General features: G+C 69.8%; 15 protein-coding genes. 14 read left to right on the top strand and 1 reads right to left on the bottom strand.

The window, feature by feature from the left end:
• Positions 1-428: 428 nt before the first annotated feature.
• From DN069_RS06895 to DN069_RS41360, 11 genes are all read left to right on the top strand, one after another.
• Complete coding sequence (locus DN069_RS06895) at positions 429-1,310, top strand: TauD/TfdA family dioxygenase (protein ID WP_165845398.1); 882 nt, start codon at positions 429-431, stop codon at positions 1,308-1,310.
• Between the two features lie 109 nt (positions 1,311-1,419).
• Positions 1,420-2,214 carry a class I SAM-dependent methyltransferase gene (locus DN069_RS39885; protein WP_165845397.1) on the top strand — a complete coding sequence of 265 codons (795 nt, stop codon included), beginning with the start codon at positions 1,420-1,422 and terminating at the stop codon, positions 2,212-2,214.
• Positions 2,211-4,598: a PEP/pyruvate-binding domain-containing protein gene (locus tag DN069_RS06890; protein WP_165845396.1), complete on the top strand. Its 2,388-nt coding sequence runs from the start codon at positions 2,211-2,213 to the stop codon at positions 4,596-4,598. Before DN069_RS39885 ends, DN069_RS06890 begins: the two co-directional genes overlap by 4 nt.
• A complete protein-coding gene (locus DN069_RS06885) occupies positions 4,595-5,200 on the top strand; it encodes a gamma-glutamyl-gamma-aminobutyrate hydrolase family protein (RefSeq protein ID WP_165845395.1) in 606 nt (201 codons plus the stop codon). The genes DN069_RS06890 and DN069_RS06885 overlap by 4 nt, the downstream gene beginning before the upstream one ends.
• Positions 5,200-5,964 (top strand): phosphocholine cytidylyltransferase family protein, encoded by a 765-nt coding sequence (locus tag DN069_RS06880; RefSeq protein WP_111499945.1) that lies wholly within the window; start codon positions 5,200-5,202, stop codon positions 5,962-5,964. The genes DN069_RS06885 and DN069_RS06880 overlap by 1 nt, the downstream gene beginning before the upstream one ends.
• The gene (locus DN069_RS06875; protein ID WP_111499944.1) at positions 5,961-6,479 is read left to right on the top strand and encodes an adenylyl-sulfate kinase; all 519 of its coding nucleotides are present in this window, start codon (positions 5,961-5,963) and stop codon (positions 6,477-6,479) included. The genes DN069_RS06880 and DN069_RS06875 overlap by 4 nt, the downstream gene beginning before the upstream one ends.
• A complete protein-coding gene (locus DN069_RS06870; RefSeq protein ID WP_111499943.1) occupies positions 6,476-7,717 on the top strand; it encodes an SGNH/GDSL hydrolase family protein in 1,242 nt (413 codons plus the stop codon). Before DN069_RS06875 ends, DN069_RS06870 begins: the two co-directional genes overlap by 4 nt.
• The gene (locus DN069_RS06865; protein WP_111499942.1) at positions 7,714-8,952 is read left to right on the top strand and encodes an ATP-grasp domain-containing protein; all 1,239 of its coding nucleotides are present in this window, start codon (positions 7,714-7,716) and stop codon (positions 8,950-8,952) included. Before DN069_RS06870 ends, DN069_RS06865 begins: the two co-directional genes overlap by 4 nt.
• A gap of 34 nt (positions 8,953-8,986) precedes the next feature.
• On the top strand, positions 8,987-10,204 hold the full coding sequence (locus tag DN069_RS06860; protein WP_111499941.1) for an aspartate aminotransferase family protein: 1,218 nt from the start codon (positions 8,987-8,989) through the stop codon (positions 10,202-10,204).
• Positions 10,191-10,754, top strand: coding sequence for an NUDIX domain-containing protein (locus DN069_RS06855; protein ID WP_111499940.1), 564 nt, complete (start codon positions 10,191-10,193; stop codon positions 10,752-10,754). The genes DN069_RS06860 and DN069_RS06855 overlap by 14 nt, the downstream gene beginning before the upstream one ends.
• A 161-nt stretch (positions 10,755-10,915) precedes the next feature.
• On the top strand, positions 10,916-11,632 hold the full coding sequence (locus tag DN069_RS41360; protein ID WP_243638963.1) for a helix-turn-helix transcriptional regulator: 717 nt from the start codon (positions 10,916-10,918) through the stop codon (positions 11,630-11,632).
• Here the strand turns inward: DN069_RS41360 and DN069_RS06845 are convergent, their stop codons facing one another.
• Complete coding sequence (locus DN069_RS06845) at positions 11,633-12,574, bottom strand: UbiA prenyltransferase family protein (protein WP_111499939.1); 942 nt, start codon at positions 12,572-12,574, stop codon at positions 11,633-11,635.
• Between the two features lie 279 nt (positions 12,575-12,853).
• Here DN069_RS06845 and DN069_RS06840 point away from each other — a divergent pair, with 279 nt between their 5' ends.
• The 3 genes from DN069_RS06840 to DN069_RS06830 are packed head-to-tail and all read left to right on the top strand — an operon-like array spanning position 12,854 to position 15,556.
• Positions 12,854-13,690, top strand: coding sequence for a sugar phosphate isomerase/epimerase family protein (locus tag DN069_RS06840; protein WP_111499938.1), 837 nt, complete (start codon positions 12,854-12,856; stop codon positions 13,688-13,690).
• A 49-nt stretch (positions 13,691-13,739) separates the two neighbouring features.
• Positions 13,740-14,417 (top strand): cupin domain-containing protein, encoded by a 678-nt coding sequence (locus DN069_RS06835; RefSeq protein WP_111499937.1) that lies wholly within the window; start codon positions 13,740-13,742, stop codon positions 14,415-14,417.
• Complete coding sequence (locus DN069_RS06830) at positions 14,414-15,556, top strand: FAD-dependent monooxygenase (protein WP_111499936.1); 1,143 nt, start codon at positions 14,414-14,416, stop codon at positions 15,554-15,556. Before DN069_RS06835 ends, DN069_RS06830 begins: the two co-directional genes overlap by 4 nt.
• Positions 15,557-15,572 lie beyond the last annotated feature (16 nt).

The following is a 15,572-nucleotide window of genomic DNA, read 5'->3' as shown; positions in this document are numbered from 1 at the left end:
GTGTCGGTGCTTTTGGTCCCAGTGCGGCCGGAATTCACCGTTCCGCCGGGCGCCTTTCGGGGCGAGTGGGCGATCCAGGTGCTTTGGGACAGCTTGGCGGTGGGATGTCCGTTTCGCCGGTGATGATGGTATGCATCCAGATAGACTCTGTATGAAGTGCCAAAGTCTTGGGTGGAAACTGTGTTTGACATGTAGTTACGTACATGCCTAAGCTGCCGTCCGCCCAAGTGAGGGCCTCGTTGTGCCTGCTGGATCGAAGCCTCGATCGCCGCCCAACGAATACGTGCCGCATCCTTTTTCCCTTTCTTGAACGGGGCTATATCTCCATGTCCATCGACGCTCGTGCAGACGTTTTCCGTGAGGGTGCCGAAAGGATCGCCGAACTTTCCTGGACGCGTGCCGACGCGGAAGTCGACACGTCCTGGCGGGTGGAAGTCACCGCGGATGTCCTGCAGGAATTCAAGACCCTGGTGTCGGGGCTCGAGGTGACCCAGGAGCTGCTCGACGGGATCGAGTCGGGCGACCACGCCCTGCCGGCGCTCGCCGACTGCGCCGCCCTGGTGCGCCGTCAGGTGCTGGGCCGCTTCGGCTTCGCGCACGTCGTCGGCCTCGGTCACGGTGGCTTCAGCGAGATGGAGCAGCGCCTTTTCTACGTGCTGGTCTCGCTGCACATGGGCGAGATGATGACGACCTACGGTCGTCTCCACGACGTCAAGGACCGTGGCTACGACTTCCGCAGCGTGGACGTGTCGGTGTCCAAGACGCGCGTGGAGGCCCCGTACCACACGGACAGCACCTCGCTGCGCACCTTCCCCAACGTCTTCGGGCTGCTCTGCCTGCGCCCGGCGATGGACGGCGGCCGCAGCCTGCTGGTGAGCGCCTGCCGTGCCTACCAGGAGATCGCGGCGAGCAGCCCCGAGCACCTCCCGGCGCTGTTCAAGGACCACTTCCGCAACACCGTCACCCCTGGTGACGAGGAGACGGACATCTTCGACAACACCTTCCCCATCTACTCCTGGGGCCAGTTCTCGAACGGTCCGACGCTGCGCTACATGCGCCACTGGATCGAGACCGGCTACGCCAAGGCCGGACGGAGCCTCACCGACGCCGACGTGGCGGCCTTCGACCGGCTCGACGCGGTGCTCGGCGACGAGGAGCACGTGCTGGGCGTCGACCTGGCCGCCGGCGAGTTCATCTTCTTCAACAACTGCACCGTGGCCCACAACCGCACCGCGTTCGTGGACTTCCCGGAGGACGAGCGGTCCCGGCTGCTGGCGCGCGCCTGGCTGCGCGTGCCGGAGGACGACTGACCCCGCAGCTCGTATCCGGACGCCTGCCGGGCACCGGCAGGCGTCACCGGCGGCAGCCGCCGAACCATCTTCGATCCGTCCACGCCATCATCACCGAACGAGGGAGACCATGCGCAAGGCCCTGCGGCGCGCTGAGACCAACGAACGCTACTGGGACCGGCGTTGGGAGGAAGCGGGCTCCGACGCCGCCGCCTTCGACAGTCTGGACATCTACCCCGTCAAGTACGCCCAGATGGTGATGACCGACCCGGACAGCAGCGCGCTGGAGCTGGGCTGCGGGCTGGGCCGGGTGGTCAAGCACTACCACCGCAACGGCTGGAAGATCACCGGCATCGAGCGCAGCCCCGTCGCGGTGGACCGGATGCGCGAGGACGATCCGGAGCTGGACGTGGCGGTCGGCGACGCCACCGACATCAAGCTCGAGGACGGCGCGGTCGACGTGCTGATGGCGTTCGGGCTCTATCACAACATCGAGAACGAGCTGGAGCAGGCGCTGGCCGAGTCGGCGCGCGTCATCGCCCCGGGCGGACGGTTCTGCATCACCATGCGCCCCGACAACATCGAGATGCGCCTCAACGAGCGCTACTGGCGCTGGCGCAACCGCCACCGCTCCGGGCCGATGCACTTCCACAAGTGGCTGGTGGGCCGGGACGAGTTCGCCGCGCTGCTGGCCACGCACGGCCTGAACGTCACCGACGTGCACTACGCCCGCAACATGTCGATCCTGTACCGGGTGCCGTGGCTGCGCGACCGTCGCATCGCGACCTCCGCGGAGAGCGTGCGGCGCGCGGGCGGCTACCGCCTCAACCGCTTCGGGCGGGCCGTCGACGGCTTCCTGATGCGCCGTCGCCCGCAGGACTTCTGCAACGTGTTCGTCTTCATCGGCACCAAGGGCGCGCCGTGACCGCGGGCCTGATCACCGGGGGGCAGCCGGAAGCCGGCTGCGAGGGCTGGCGCTTCGGCACCAAGGCGGAGACCCTGGACCGTCTCGGGCCGCTGATCACCGAGGCCCAGGTTCCGCCGCTGCGCTACTTCCAGGTCCGGCGCTGGCGGCAGGAACGCGAGCAGGTGCTGGACGAGCTGTTGGCGGCGGCGTGGGCGGACGCCCCGCTCATCGTGCGCAGCAGCACCCTGCACGAGGACGACCCGGACCACGGGCAGGCGGGTCGCTACGACTCGATCAGCGGGGTGCGCGGACGCGCCGCGCTGGCGCGGGCGGTCGACGAGGTCATCGACTCGTACGGTCGGTCCGAGCCGGTGGACGACCTCGGCGCGCACCAGGTGCTGGTGCAGCCGCAGGTGGAGCCGGTGCGGCTCAGCGGGGTGATGTTCACCTGCGACCCGAACACCCGCGCGCCCTATCTGGTGATCAACTACGAGGAGAGCGGCGACTCCGCGGCCGTGACCAGCGGTTCCGCCGTCCCCACCACCACCTTCTACGGGTGGAAGGAGAGCCGCCGGCCGCTCGCCGACGCGCGGCTGGAGCGCCTCGCGGTGCTGGCGCGCGAGATCGAGGCGGTCACCGGTCACGACTGTCTGGACATCGAGTTCGCCTTCGATCACGACGGAACGCTGCACCTGCTGCAGGTGCGCCCCCTGCCCGTGGCGCCCCTGGAGGCCGGTCAGGCGCAGGAACTGCAGCACGCGCTGCAGGCCTGCTACGACAAGGTGGCCGGTGCGGTGGCCCATCCGACGCTGCTGGGCGGCCGTGCGGTCTACGGGGTAATGCCGGACTGGAACCCGGCGGAGATCATCGGGGTGCGGCCGCGACCGCTGGCCCTGAGCCTCTACCGTCGTCTGATCACCGACCAGGTGTGGGCGGACCAGCGACACCGCTACGGCTACCGCGACGTGCGCGGCTGCCCGCTGATGGTCGACTTCATGGGCCTGCCCTACATCGACGTGCGGGCCAGCTTCAACTCCCTGGTCCCCGCCGACCTGCCCGAGCACCTCGCGGGCCGCCTGGTGGACTTCTACCTCGACCGGCTGGCCGAGAACCCGGCGCTGCACGACAAGGTCGAGTTCGCGGTCGTGCACTCCTGTTACACCTTCAGCACCCCCGACCAGGTGCGCGAGCGGCTGGGCGAGCGCTTCGGCGCCGACGAGCGGCAGGCGCTGGTCGACTCGCTGCGGCGGCTGACCAACGCCCTGCTGGACCCGCGGCATCCGGCGCGCCGTCAGGACCAGGACGCGCTGGCGGAGTTGGAGCGACGCTGGGACGTCGTCAAGAGCGCCGGCGTGGAGCCGGTGGCCGAGGCGCGGTGGCTGCTGGAGGACTGCGGGCGGCTGGGCACGCCGGCCTTCGCCGGCTTCGCGCGCCTGGGATTCATCGCCGTGGAGCTGCTGCGGTCGCTGGTGGCCGCGGGCGTGTTCTCCGAGCGTGACGTGGACCAGCTGATGGCGGGGCTCGACACCGTCACCAACCGCATGGCGCACGACCAGAACCGGCTGGAGCCGGGCGAGTTCCTGCGTGTCTACGGGCACCTGCGGCCCGGTACCTACGACATCCGCTCCCCGCGCTACGACGAGGCCCCCGAGCTGTACTTCGACTGGCCGCAGACGCGTGGCGCCCACCCGGGCGAGCCCGGGGCCCCGTTCCGGGCCGACGCGGGTCAGCTGCGCGCCGTCGAGGAGCTGATCAGGGCGCACGGCCTGCAGGTCGGGGCCGAGGACCTGGTGGACTTCATCACCACCAACATCGCCGCACGCGAGAACTCCAAGTTCCTGTTCACCCGCCACCTCAGTGAGGTGCTCACCCGCGTCCAGGCGCTGGGCGCCAAGGCGGGCCTGGACGTGGACGAGTGCTCCTACCTGGACATCCGCGTCCTCGAGGAGCTCTACCAGGGGGCCGGGGTCCCGCAGTCGGTGGTGGCCGCCGCGGCGGCGTCCGGGCAGGCGGCCTACCGGCAGACGCAGCAGCTGATGTTCCCCCCGCTGATCACCGAGCCGGGTGAACTGCTGGCCTTCCACTACCCGCCGTCGGAGCCGAACTACATCACGCACAAGACGGTGACCGGACCGGTGGAGGCGGCCGAGGGCGCGACCTCGCTGGAGGGCAAGATCCTGCTGCTGCCCAGCGGTGACCCGGGCTTCGACTGGATCTTCTCGCACCGCATCGCCGGGTTCGTCACCCAGTACGGTGGCGCCAACTCCCATATGGCCATCCGCGCCCATCAGTTCGACGTGCCGGCCGTCATCGGCGCGGGCGAGGGCCTGTTCCAGCGCCTGCAGCGCGCCTCGCTGGTCCGGCTGGACTGCGCGAACCGCAGGGCGGACGTGATCCGGTGATCCCCGTCCTGGTCACGCAGAACGTGGACACGGTGGGATCCCACGCGACGCGCAGCGACGTGCTGGACCAGCGCTGGCACCGCTTCCTGCACCGCGTCGGCCTGGTTCCGGTTCCGGTGCCCAACGACCCGCGCGTCGCCGAGCAGTTGCTCGACCGTCTGCCGGAGACGGCCGGGGTGATCCTGACCGGCGGCAACGACCTGGTCGCCTACGGCGGCCGGGCACCCGAGCGCGACGCCACCGAGACGCTGCTGATCCGTCACAGCCTCCAGCGCGGCCTGCCGTTGCTGGGGGTCTGCCGGGGCATGCAGCTCCTGCAGCACCATTTCCACGTCCCGTTGACGCAGGTCTCCGGGCACGTCAGGGAACGGCAGGTGATCCACGCCGACGGTGTGGAGCGCCCGGCCAACAGCTATCACCGCTGGGGCACGACCGAGACCCGCCCGCCGCTGGACGTGTGGGCCACGGCCGGCGACGGCGTGGTCAAGGGCGTACGGCATCGGACCCACCCGTTGCTGGGCATCATGTGGCACCCCGAGCGGCTCACCCCGTTCGAGCATGCCGACCTCGACCTGTTTCGACGCCACTTCGGAGCCGCCTGATGCACGCCGTGATCCTCGCCGCCGGCCGCGGAAGCCGGCTCGGCGCGCACACCGACACCCGTCCGAAGTGCCTGGTGGACCTGCACGGCCGGAGCCTGTTGCAGCACCAGCTCGCCGCGCTGGGCGATGCCGGGGTCACCGGGATCGCCGCCGTCACCGGCTATCAGGCCGAGCAGATCGCCGCGCACGTCCCCACCACCTTCCACGCCCCGCGCTGGCAGCAGACCAACATGGTGGTCTCGCTGACCGCCGCCCGGCCCTGGCTCTCCACCCGGCCGTGCCTGGTCGCCTACGGCGACATCTTCTACTCCGCCTCCACCGCCGCCGCCCTGTTCCACGCGCCGGGGGAGAACCTGGCCATCGCCTACGACCCGGGCTGGCTGGAGCTCTGGCGGGCGCGCTTCGCCGATCCGCTCGACGACTGCGAGACCTTCCGGCTCGACGCCGGGAACTCGCTGCTGGAGATCGGCCGCACCCCCACCGACACCGGTGACGTCCAGGGGCAGTACATGGGGCTGCTGCGCTTCACCCCCTCGTCCTGGGCGCAGGTCGAGGAGCACCTGGACGGCCTCGGTGACGGGCAGCGCGACGCCCTCGACATGACCTCGCTGCTGGGCGCGCTGGTCGCGCGCGGGGTCACCGTCGACTGCGTGGCGCGCACCGGCCCGTGGGGCGAGGTCGACACCCCCGGCGACCTCGAGGTCTACAGCGCGACCGCGCTGGCCGCACTCAACGACTACAACGTCAGGGACGACAACTCGTGATCACGTGGCTCATCGGCATGTCCGGCGCAGGCAAGACCACCATCGGCACCCGGGTGGCCTCCCGCCTGAAGGAGCAGCGCCCCCAGACGGTGTACCTCGACGGCGACATCCTGCGGGAGGTGTGGGGCGACGCCCCCGGGCACAGCGTGCCGGGCCGCGCGCTCAACGCCCACCGCATCTCCCACCTCTGCGCCATGCTGGACCGTCAGGGCCTGGACGTGGTGGCGGCGGTGCTGTCGATCTTCCCCGAGTGGCAGGCGTGGAACCGGGAGCACTTCTCCTCCTACTACGAGGTCTTCCTGGACGTGCCGCTCGACACCCTCCGCGAGCGGGACACCAAGGGCCTCTACGCCGCGGCCCTGCGCGGGGAGACGGAGAACGTGGTGGGCGTCGACATCCCGTTCCCCCGCCCCGCCCACCCGGACCTGGTGCTGGACTCCTCCGGCGCGGCCGGTGACGCCGACCACCTGGCCGACCTGATCGTCGCCCAGCTGCACGAGTTCGGCCGCCGATGATCTGGCTCTCCGTCATCGGCGCGGTTGTCGGGGCCTGGCTGGCGCTGGAGGCGCTGGCCTTCGCCCTGGTGCGCTGGCATCGTCCGTTCTTCCCCTGGCTGATCACCCCGGCCGACAGCGCCCCCGTCATCGACGAGGCGGTCGTCGCGGCGCACCGGGACCGCTCCTTCGACCCCGACCTCGGCTGGTGCCGCCGGCCGGGCGAGCACGCGACTGAGCACACCGACGACGGCGACGTCACCTTCCGCACGGACGCGCTGGCCCGCCGCGCCAACCCCGGCCACGAGGACACCCCCGCCACCGTCGCCTGCTTCGGCGACTCGTTCACCTTCTGCCGCCTAGTCGACGACGACCACACCTGGCCCCACCACCTGACCCGGCTCACCGGGGAGGTCACGGCCAACTACGGCGTCGGCGGCTACGGACTCGACCAGGCACTGCTGCGCCTCGAACGCGAGCTGCCCCGACTGGGGTGCCGGACCGTGATCATGGGCGTGGTGCCGGAGACCATGGCGCGCGTCCACTCCGCGTGGAAGCACTACTTCGAGTACGGCAACACCCTGGCCTTCAAGCCGCGCTTCACCCTCGAACGCGACGGCAGCGGCCTGCGGCACCACCCGCCAGCGGTGACCTCCCCCGAGGGCTACCGCGGATACCAGGCGCAACTGCCCGCGGTCCAGGCCCTCGACCCCTTCTACCGCGCCAAGTTCCGCCGCGACCTGCTCGCCTTTCCGTACACGCCGCGGCTGCTGGCCCGGGCCCGGCGCATCCTGCCGATCCTGGCCGAGCTGACCGTCTTCCGTGCGATGCGCCGCCCGGAGACGGCGTTCCGCCGCGCCTTCGCCACCGTGCTCACGGAGAACAACCGCGCCAGCAACCGGCTCTACCACGACAGCGGCGCCACCGACCTGCTGCGCGCCCTGGTCGTCCGCTTCGCCGACACCTGCCGTGACGCCGGTGCGCAACCGCTGCTGGTGATCCTGCCGCAGCCGGGCGACCTGCGGAACGACCGCACCGCGCGGACCCGGGCACGCTTCTTCGCCTCCCTCGAGGAGGTCCTGCCGGTGGTGGACGTGACCGAGACCTTCCGCACCCACCCCGATCCGGCTCGGCTGTACGCGGGCGGCCGCCTCGGTCCGCACGCGAGCGACGCCGGCAACCAGCTGGTCGCCGCCGCCGTCGCCGCGCGACTCGCCACCCTTCCCACCGTCGCCGCCCTCAGCAAGGAGCCCCGATGAGCCAGCAGCCCGCCGTCGTCTTCCTCTACCGGGAGAGCAAGCCCCTGCACCGGGAGATCTTCCGCGACTTCGTCCGGGCCATCGCCGACTGCGGCCACCTGTCGGTCTGCGTCGCCCCCGAGGGCACCGACCTGGGCGCGGAGCAGCTGGACTTCTTCGAGCCCTACCCGACCGGTCCCGGACGCGAGGAGGCGATGCGGCAGGCCGTGGCCCGCGCGATCGAGCGGCACCGGGTGGTCCGGATCATCTCCACCACCGAGGACGACGTCATCGCCGCCGCGCGGCTCCGCGAACACCACGGCGTCCCCGGCACTGGCCTGGAGACGGCCATCCACTTCCGGGACAAGAACGCCATGGTGGCCCGAGCCCGGGAACTGGGCTTCCGCGTCCCCCGGTCCTGCGTGCCGCACACCCTCGGCACGCTCGAGGCCTTCGCGGGGACCGTCGGCTACCCGATCGTGGTCAAGCCCCACAACGGCATCTCCTGCGGCGGGACCCACAAGGTCGAGGACGTGGATCAGCTGCGCGCGCTGTGGCCGACGATCCATCAGGAGCGGCACGACCTGCGGGCGGAGGAGTTCGTCGAGGGACGTCAGTTCCACATCGACACCGTGCTGCGCGACGGTCAGGTCGTCTTCGAGGCCGTGTCCGCCTACGCCGTGACCCTGCTGGACCACTTCCGGCACCGCTCCATCGGCAGCGTCGTCACCGGCACCCAGGACAGCGCACTCGAACAGCGTCTGGCCGCCGCGACCCGCGCGGTGGTGACCGGCCTCGGCCTACGGACCGGCATCGCGCACACCGAGTTCTTCGTCTGCCCCGACGGCGAGTTGGTGTTCGGCGAGACGGGCGCCCGGATGGGCGGCGGCTACATCTTCCCGCTGTACCGCCAGGCCTTCGGCGTGAGCCTGCCCTACACCTGGGTGCGCGCCGAACTCGACGCCGGCTACCGCCCGGACCCCACCCACCGGCGCACCGCGGCGGGCGACCTGCTGTTCAGCGCGGACAGTGGCGTGATCAGCGACATCACCACCGCCGACGAGCTGCTGGCCCTGCCCAACGTCGGTGAGGCGCAGGTGTGGAAGAACCCCGGCCACCACCTCGCGCACGTCGACGAGGCGGGGGGCCAGGGCCTCGGCTTCACCGTCGTCACCGGTGACGACGCCACCGACGCCCTGGAGAACGCCGCGAGCACGCTGCGCGCGTTCCGCGTCGCCACCCAGGCCGCTCGCTGACGGTCCCCACGGCAAAGGAACAAGGAACACAGCCATGTCTTCGACCCACGAACTCCTCGAAGCAGCCGAGCACGGGGGGTTGGGCAACTACCGCCCGGCCCCGCTCGTCGCCCTGACCGGGTCGGGCCGGCACCTGCGGGACACGGACGGCCGCAGCTACCTCGACCTGACCGCGGGCAACGCGGTCACCGCGGTCGGCCACGCCCACCCGAGGGTGACCGCCGCCATCGCCGAGCAGGCGGGGCGAGTGCTGCACACCTCGAACCTGTTCCACAACGAGCCGTCCATCCGCTTCACCCAGGAGCTGATCGCCCGGACCGCGTTCGACCGCGTGTACCTGTGCAACAGTGGCGCGGAGGCCAACGAGACGCTCATCAAGCTGGCACGCCGTCACCACTTCCGGCACGGCGCCACCGAGCGGGTCCGCATCGTCGCGACCACCGGCGGCTTCCACGGCCGCACCATGGGCGCGCTGACGCTGACCGGACGCGACCTCTACAAGACCGGCATGGGCCCGCTGCTGGGCGGCGTGGACCACGTGCCGTACAACGACCTCCGCGCCATGGAGGAGGCCGTCACCGAGACCACCGCCGCCGTGATCGTCGAGACGATCCAGGCCGAGGCCGGCGTGATCCCCGCGCGCGAGGACTACCTGCGCGGACTGCGCGAGATCTGCGAGCGGACCGGCGCCCTGCTCTTCTTCGACGAGGTCCAGACCGGCTACGGGCGCACCGGCGCCTTCCTCTCCCACGAACACAGCGGCGTCGTCCCGGACGCCTGCTCCCTGGCCAAGGGGATCGCCGCGGGCTTTCCGATGGGCGCGGTCGCCGTCCGCGAGCACCTCGCCGGGGCGCTCCCCCCCGGCACCCACGCCAGCACCTTCGGCGGCAACCCGGTCGCCTGCGCCGCGGCGCTGGCGGTCCTGGACGTCTTCGAGGACGAGGACCTCCTGGCCAACGCCACCAGCCGGGGCGAGGCACTGGCCACCGCCCTCGCCGCCATGGTCGCGGACCCCGCCCTGCCGGCCACGGCCTCGCGCGGCAAGGGGCTGCTGCAGGGTCTCGTGCTGGCGGACGACGTCGACGTCGCCGCGCTCCTGACGGGCCTGCGCGAGCAGGGCGTCCTACTGGCGCGGGTGGGCCACCAGGTGCTGCGGTTCTCCCCGGCCCTGAACATCACGGCCGAGGAACTGGACGAGGGCCTGGCCGTCGTCACCCGCGTCCTCGCGGAGGCACCGCGTGCAGCAGCCTGACCCGGCCACCGGGTGGGAGCTGGTGGATCGGCAGATCCCCTTCACCTACCGCCTGGGACACATCCGCAAGGACCGCCTCCGGATCGCCGAGGACCGGGAGCGGACGATCACCGTGCTCGAGAACGCGGGAGCGGTCTACGTCGTCCCCGTCACCGCGGAGGGCGAGGTCGTCCTGATCCGGCAGTACCGCTACACCGTCGACGACTGGGTCCGGGAGGTCCCGGCGGGCGGGCTGTTCGACCACGACGGCGACCTGGCGAGCCTGGCCGTGCGGGAGCTGCGCGAGGAGACCGGGGGCGAGGCGGAGGAGGTGCGGGAGGTCGGCTGGTTCTACGACAGCGTGCCGATCTCCACCTCCCGGTGCCACGTGTTCCTGGCCCGTGGCGTCCGGCTCGCGCATGTCCCGCGCCCCGGCGCCACCGAGCTCATCAGGACCGAGCTGGTCCCGGTGGCCGAGGCGATGGCCATGGCCCGCGACGGGCGTATCACCGACGGCCGTTCCGCGCTGGCACTGCTGCGGTGCGAGCCCCTGCTGACCGAGGCGCCCTGACCGGGCCGACGGCTGAAGGACCGCGGCCGAGGCGCCCACATGGCGGGACAGGCCTGTCCACCAACGACTGGTTGATCTACATTGCGAGGCACACCGTCGTCGGGGGGGTCTAACGGCGCTGTGCCTGGTCAGGCCCCCAGGGATATGAATACGGGGGATTCATGTCACATCCGCTGGCTGCCCAGAGCTTGCACGCGGCGCTGCCAGGCATCGTCGAGTCCTATCGCATGGGACTCCTTCGCCTCAACAGCCTGCTCGTCCTGCATCCAGCGGCATGGGACCAGTGTCGTCGTCAGGCGGTGACGATCATCCGGGAGTGCATCACCAGCCTGGAGGGCGACACGTCCGCGCAGGCAACGGAATCGGACGGATACACCCGACTGCTGGGGGCTCATCGGGCCCTGCAGGGCATACCCGCGGCCGAGTCCATCCGTGCTGTCGAGGTCCTCTGGTCGTCCCTTCAACCAGCCGTGCACGCTGCCGCGACATGTGAAGCGCCCGCGCAACGGATGCTGGTCTGGCAGACGGTCAACTCGGCCTTTCGAAGAGCGACGAGCGAGCGTCTCTATGCGGGGACGCTCGGCTACGACGAGACCAGAAGTCGCATCCTCGCCGTCGAACGCCAAGGAGCCCAACCCGTCACTCGCCGAGAGCCCGGCCCTTCGCCGGCAACCGAAGAGGGCGGGCCGCAGCGCGACGAGTTGACCGCGCGGGAGCGCGAGGTCATCGACGCGGTCTCCCGTGCCATGACCAACCGTCAGATCGCCCAGCAGCTGGGAATCAGCGAGGGTACGGTCAAACGCCATCTCTCCAACATCTTCGGAAAGCTCGGTGCCTCCTCCCGTATGGACGCGGTGCGGAAGGCAGCCGCATCCTGATCAGTGTGTGGCCAGCACCACGAGCATCACGGCATTGGCCGCGTACTGAGTGAGCATGAAGGCTCGGTAGGCGCTGCGGCGGGCACCTCGATCTCCTTGCTTCGACCGGCGCAGACGTCGGCACTCCACGGTGACCCAGGCCGCACCCACCGTCAGCACGGCGGCACCGGGGACTGCTTCGGGCGCCCAGATCGCCGCGGCGACCGGAGCTCCGCCGCCGACCAGTACCGCGCCGAGCAGAGCGAGCCGGGTGGCGGCTTGTGGCCCCCTCGTCGCCGCGAAGGTGCGTCGCCCCGCCGCCGCGTCTCCCTCGGCGTCCCCCAGATCCTTGACCACCGCGCCGACCAGCGCCATCCACGCGGCCATGACGCTCGCGAACACCACCGGCACGGCGCTTCCCATGTCGCCGCCGGCAGCCGTCACTCCCGCCGCATAGGACGTCCAGCCAAGGCCGAACACGACGATCGCGCAGGACGTACTGTGCCGCTTGGCCGCGAACGGCGATGCCGAATAAGCCCAACCGAGGGCCAGGAAGACAGCCACCCATCCGACAAGTCCCGGGACGCACCAGGCAATACCGAGTGCTGCCAGGGCCAGGGCGGCGGTGAAGACGCCGGCGGTCGGCAATGCGAGGTCCCCGCGGGCAATGGGACGGCGCGAACCGTTGTGGCGGTCCTCCTCCACATCCATGACACCGTTGATCAGGTAGGCGAAGACGATCGCACACCACCATGCCAGCGCCCCGAGTGCCACGTGAAGTAAGTTCACGGGTTGGTCGATGGCCAGTCCCACGCCGACCACGTACCTCAGGACGAAAACCACCTGAACGACCGGCCGAGCTTCCATCAGGCACAGCCACGCCGCCCGCGCAAGTCTGCGCAACTTCGTGCGCCCTGAAGGGTCGCCGATAACCGACCACGGGGCGCCAATGAACTCAGCCACGGGAAGGAGGATACAAGCACTCCAGCGGCGATCGAGCGGGAATGTACCCCGTCTGCAACTAAAGACACACAACCCGGCCCGGGTTCGCTACGACGCCGACGCCGCGCGGACCGCACGTGTGCGACGTTTCTGGGCGTGGCGTCACGGGGGCAGGCATGGGACTTTGGAGACATCCTGATGTCTCCTTCGGCATAACGGCATTGCTGAAGGGCTGATCCCTCTTCTAGCGTTGGCGATCTGCACTGTGACGTGCCATTCCGTCATCGAGGGGGACACGAAGTGGACTACGGTATTGCTACGGTCACCTTGGGTGGCGCCCTGCGAGGCAAGATGGAAGCCATCGCCGCGGCCGGCTTCCCTGGCTTCGAATTGATGGAATGGGACCTGCAGGGAACGTCGGCGCCTGCCGCCCGGGGCATGGCGGCGGACCTCGGCCTGGAAATCCTGAATTACCAGCCGCTTCGAGACTTCGAAGGCGGCCCCAGGGACCAGCTCCTGCCCAAGCTGGAGCGGGTCGAGCGAATCTTCGACGGCATGGAGCAGTTGGGGACGCGCACGCTGCTCGTGTGCAGCAACGTCAGCGACGTTCCGGACCTCGACGACAACGCCGTCGCCGACGACCTGGCGCTCCTGGGCGAACGGGCCGCAGCCAGAGGGTTTTCGATCGGTTACGAGGCGCTGTCCTGGGGACTGCGCGTCAATACGTTCCGTCAGGCGTGGCGAATGATCGAGCGTTCCGGTGCCGACAATATCGGTCTGGTGCTGGACAGCTTCCACACCTTTGCCCTGAACGACCCGTTCGAGGACCTGGCCGAGGTGCCCGTCGACCGCATCGCGCTGATACAGGTGTCGGACGCCCCCTGGATGGATCTGGACGTGAAGTCCTGGAGTCGGCATCACCGCTGCCTTCCGGGCGAGGGGGATTTCGACGTCGCCGCGTTCCTGGCGCCCGTCCTGGCCAACGGCTACGCCGGACCGATCTCCCTCGAGATATTCAATGATCATTACAAGCTGCGGCCTCCGGCGCCGCTGGCGCGACAGGGCATGGCCGCGTTGCGCGACGTCACATCGGCGGCGATGGACCTGACCACCAGGTCGTTGATCGCAAGCCCCTGATGCCCCACCGGCATGTGGATGCCGGCCTCCTGAGCAGAATGGAAGTTCGTTGAGCGCAGAATTCGAATACGAGGTATTCGACTTCCCGGAGGTCAAGCCGGGCCCGGAGAAGCCGTTGGTGCTCGGCCCGGCGGGCGAGGTCTTCAACTTCTTGCAGACCGGCGAAAGCAACGGCGGCAAGTACCTGTTCTCCAAGCTGACCGTGCCGCCGCACGTCGGCCCGCCGCCGCACATCCACCACCGTACCGACGAGTGGTTCTATGCGCCGAACGGCGGATTCAGCATCTTCATGGGGCCCAACGAGTTCCCCGACCTGGACGTGACGCCGGGCGACGGTGCCCCCAAGGAAACGCTCACCATGCTGCCGATGCGCCCGAAGGAGCTGCTCTACGTTCCGCGCAACTACACGCATGCCTTCGTCAACACCTCCAGCGTCAACCAGGAGATGTGGCTGGTCTGGACGCCGGACACGCCGGAGAGCTCGATCCTCCCGTACTTCATGAACGCGGGCAAGGTCGTGACCAGCAAGGAGGACGTCGAGGAGCCGGAGTTCCTGTCCCGTATCCGCCTTGTCTCGATGGCTCGCGACTACGGGATCAACCAGAGCGCGGACTTCTGGGACTTCGTCCAGACCGTCGTGGAGGACAGGCCCGACTGGTTGCCGAGCGACAGGCGCGGGGCGCTGCTGAAGCTGATGCACGACGAGATCGAGGCGCACGGCCAGTGAATTCCATAGCCATTGTCGGCGGCGGACTGGGCGGAGCCGCGACGGCCGTGCTGCTGCAGCAGGCCGGTTACTCCGTGGCGGTTTTCGAACAGACGCCGAGGTTCGACCCCGCCGGTGCCGGGATCCATCTGACGCCCAATGTGATGCGCATCCTGGCCCACATCGGGATCGCTGACGCACTGGTCGCGTCCGGACGCCTGCCCGCATCGTTCACCAGCCGGGACCTGGCGTCGAATTCCGTCCGGTGCGCGCTGTCGCTCGGTGAGCGGGCGGAGGAGAGGTACGGAGCTCCCTATCTCACCGTCGGCCGCGGCGTTCTCCATCGAGAACTGATCAACGCCCTGCGTCCGGGCACCGTGCGGTACAGCAAGCGACTGGTCGGGCTCGACGACCGCGGTGGCGCGGTGCAGCTGCGCTTCGCCGACGGAAGCACCGCCGAAGCCCCCTGCGTCATCGGTGCCGACGGTCTGGGGTCTCAGGTCCGCGAAGTGATGCACGGCGCCGAACGCCCCAGCTTTTCGGGCCAGATCGCGTACCGGGCGGTGCTGCCCGCGAGCGGCCGAGTCGCGGTCGACCGGCAGTGCATCACCAAGTGGTGGGCCGACGACAGGTTTGTCATCGGCTACTCGACCGACTCCCGGACCGATGACTACTACTTCGTCGCCGGCGCGCCGGCCGAGGCGTGGACGCATCCGCAGTCCTGGGTCGACGGCGACAGGGACGAGATGCTGGACGCCTTCGCCGACTCGTGCGAGGAGGTTCTCGGCCTCCTGAACGCGAGTCAGTCCCTGACCAAGTGGCCGCTCTTCGAGCGCCCGCCGCTGCAGCAGTGGGGCCGGGGGCGCATCGCGCTCCTGGGCGACGCCTGCCATCCCATGAGGCCGCACATGGCCCAGGGCGCGGCCATGGCCATCGAGGACGGCGCGCTGCTGCTGCGCTGCCTGGCAGCCGAGGACGAGATCGAGGAAGCCTTCTGGCGTTACGCCGAGAGTCGCAAGCAGCGCACCGCCCGGGTCCAGGCGGTGTCCGCCGAGAACTCGTGGCTCAAGGATGCCGAGGACCCGTCCTGGGTCTTCAGCTACGACGCGATGCGCATTGATCCGGCGCCGGGCCGGCCCAGAACCCTCACCGTTGCATGAAACGCTCGAACATGAA

The organism is Streptacidiphilus pinicola, assembly GCF_003258295.1.
GTDB classification, from domain to species: domain Bacteria; phylum Actinomycetota; class Actinomycetes; order Streptomycetales; family Streptomycetaceae; genus Streptacidiphilus; species Streptacidiphilus pinicola.
Note: the sequence above shows the minus strand (reverse complement) of the source record. Positions and strands in the feature narration are given on the sequence as shown.

Bases quoted from the DNA above. Each gene is read 5' to 3' on its own strand.
- DN069_RS06880 (WP_111499945.1), top strand. From the start codon at position 5,200: ATGCACGCCGTGATCCTCGCCGCCGGCCGCGGAAGCCGGCTCGGCGCG.
- DN069_RS39885 (WP_165845397.1), top strand. From the start codon at position 1,420: ATGCGCAAGGCCCTGCGGCGCGCTGAGACCAACGAACGCTACTGGGAC.
- DN069_RS06870 (WP_111499943.1), top strand. From the start codon at position 6,476: ATGATCTGGCTCTCCGTCATCGGCGCGGTTGTCGGGGCCTGGCTGGCG.
- DN069_RS06860 (WP_111499941.1), top strand. From the start codon at position 8,987: ATGTCTTCGACCCACGAACTCCTCGAAGCAGCCGAGCACGGGGGGTTG.
- DN069_RS41360 (WP_243638963.1), top strand. From the start codon at position 10,916: ATGTCACATCCGCTGGCTGCCCAGAGCTTGCACGCGGCGCTGCCAGGC.
- DN069_RS06865 (WP_111499942.1), top strand. From the start codon at position 7,714: ATGAGCCAGCAGCCCGCCGTCGTCTTCCTCTACCGGGAGAGCAAGCCC.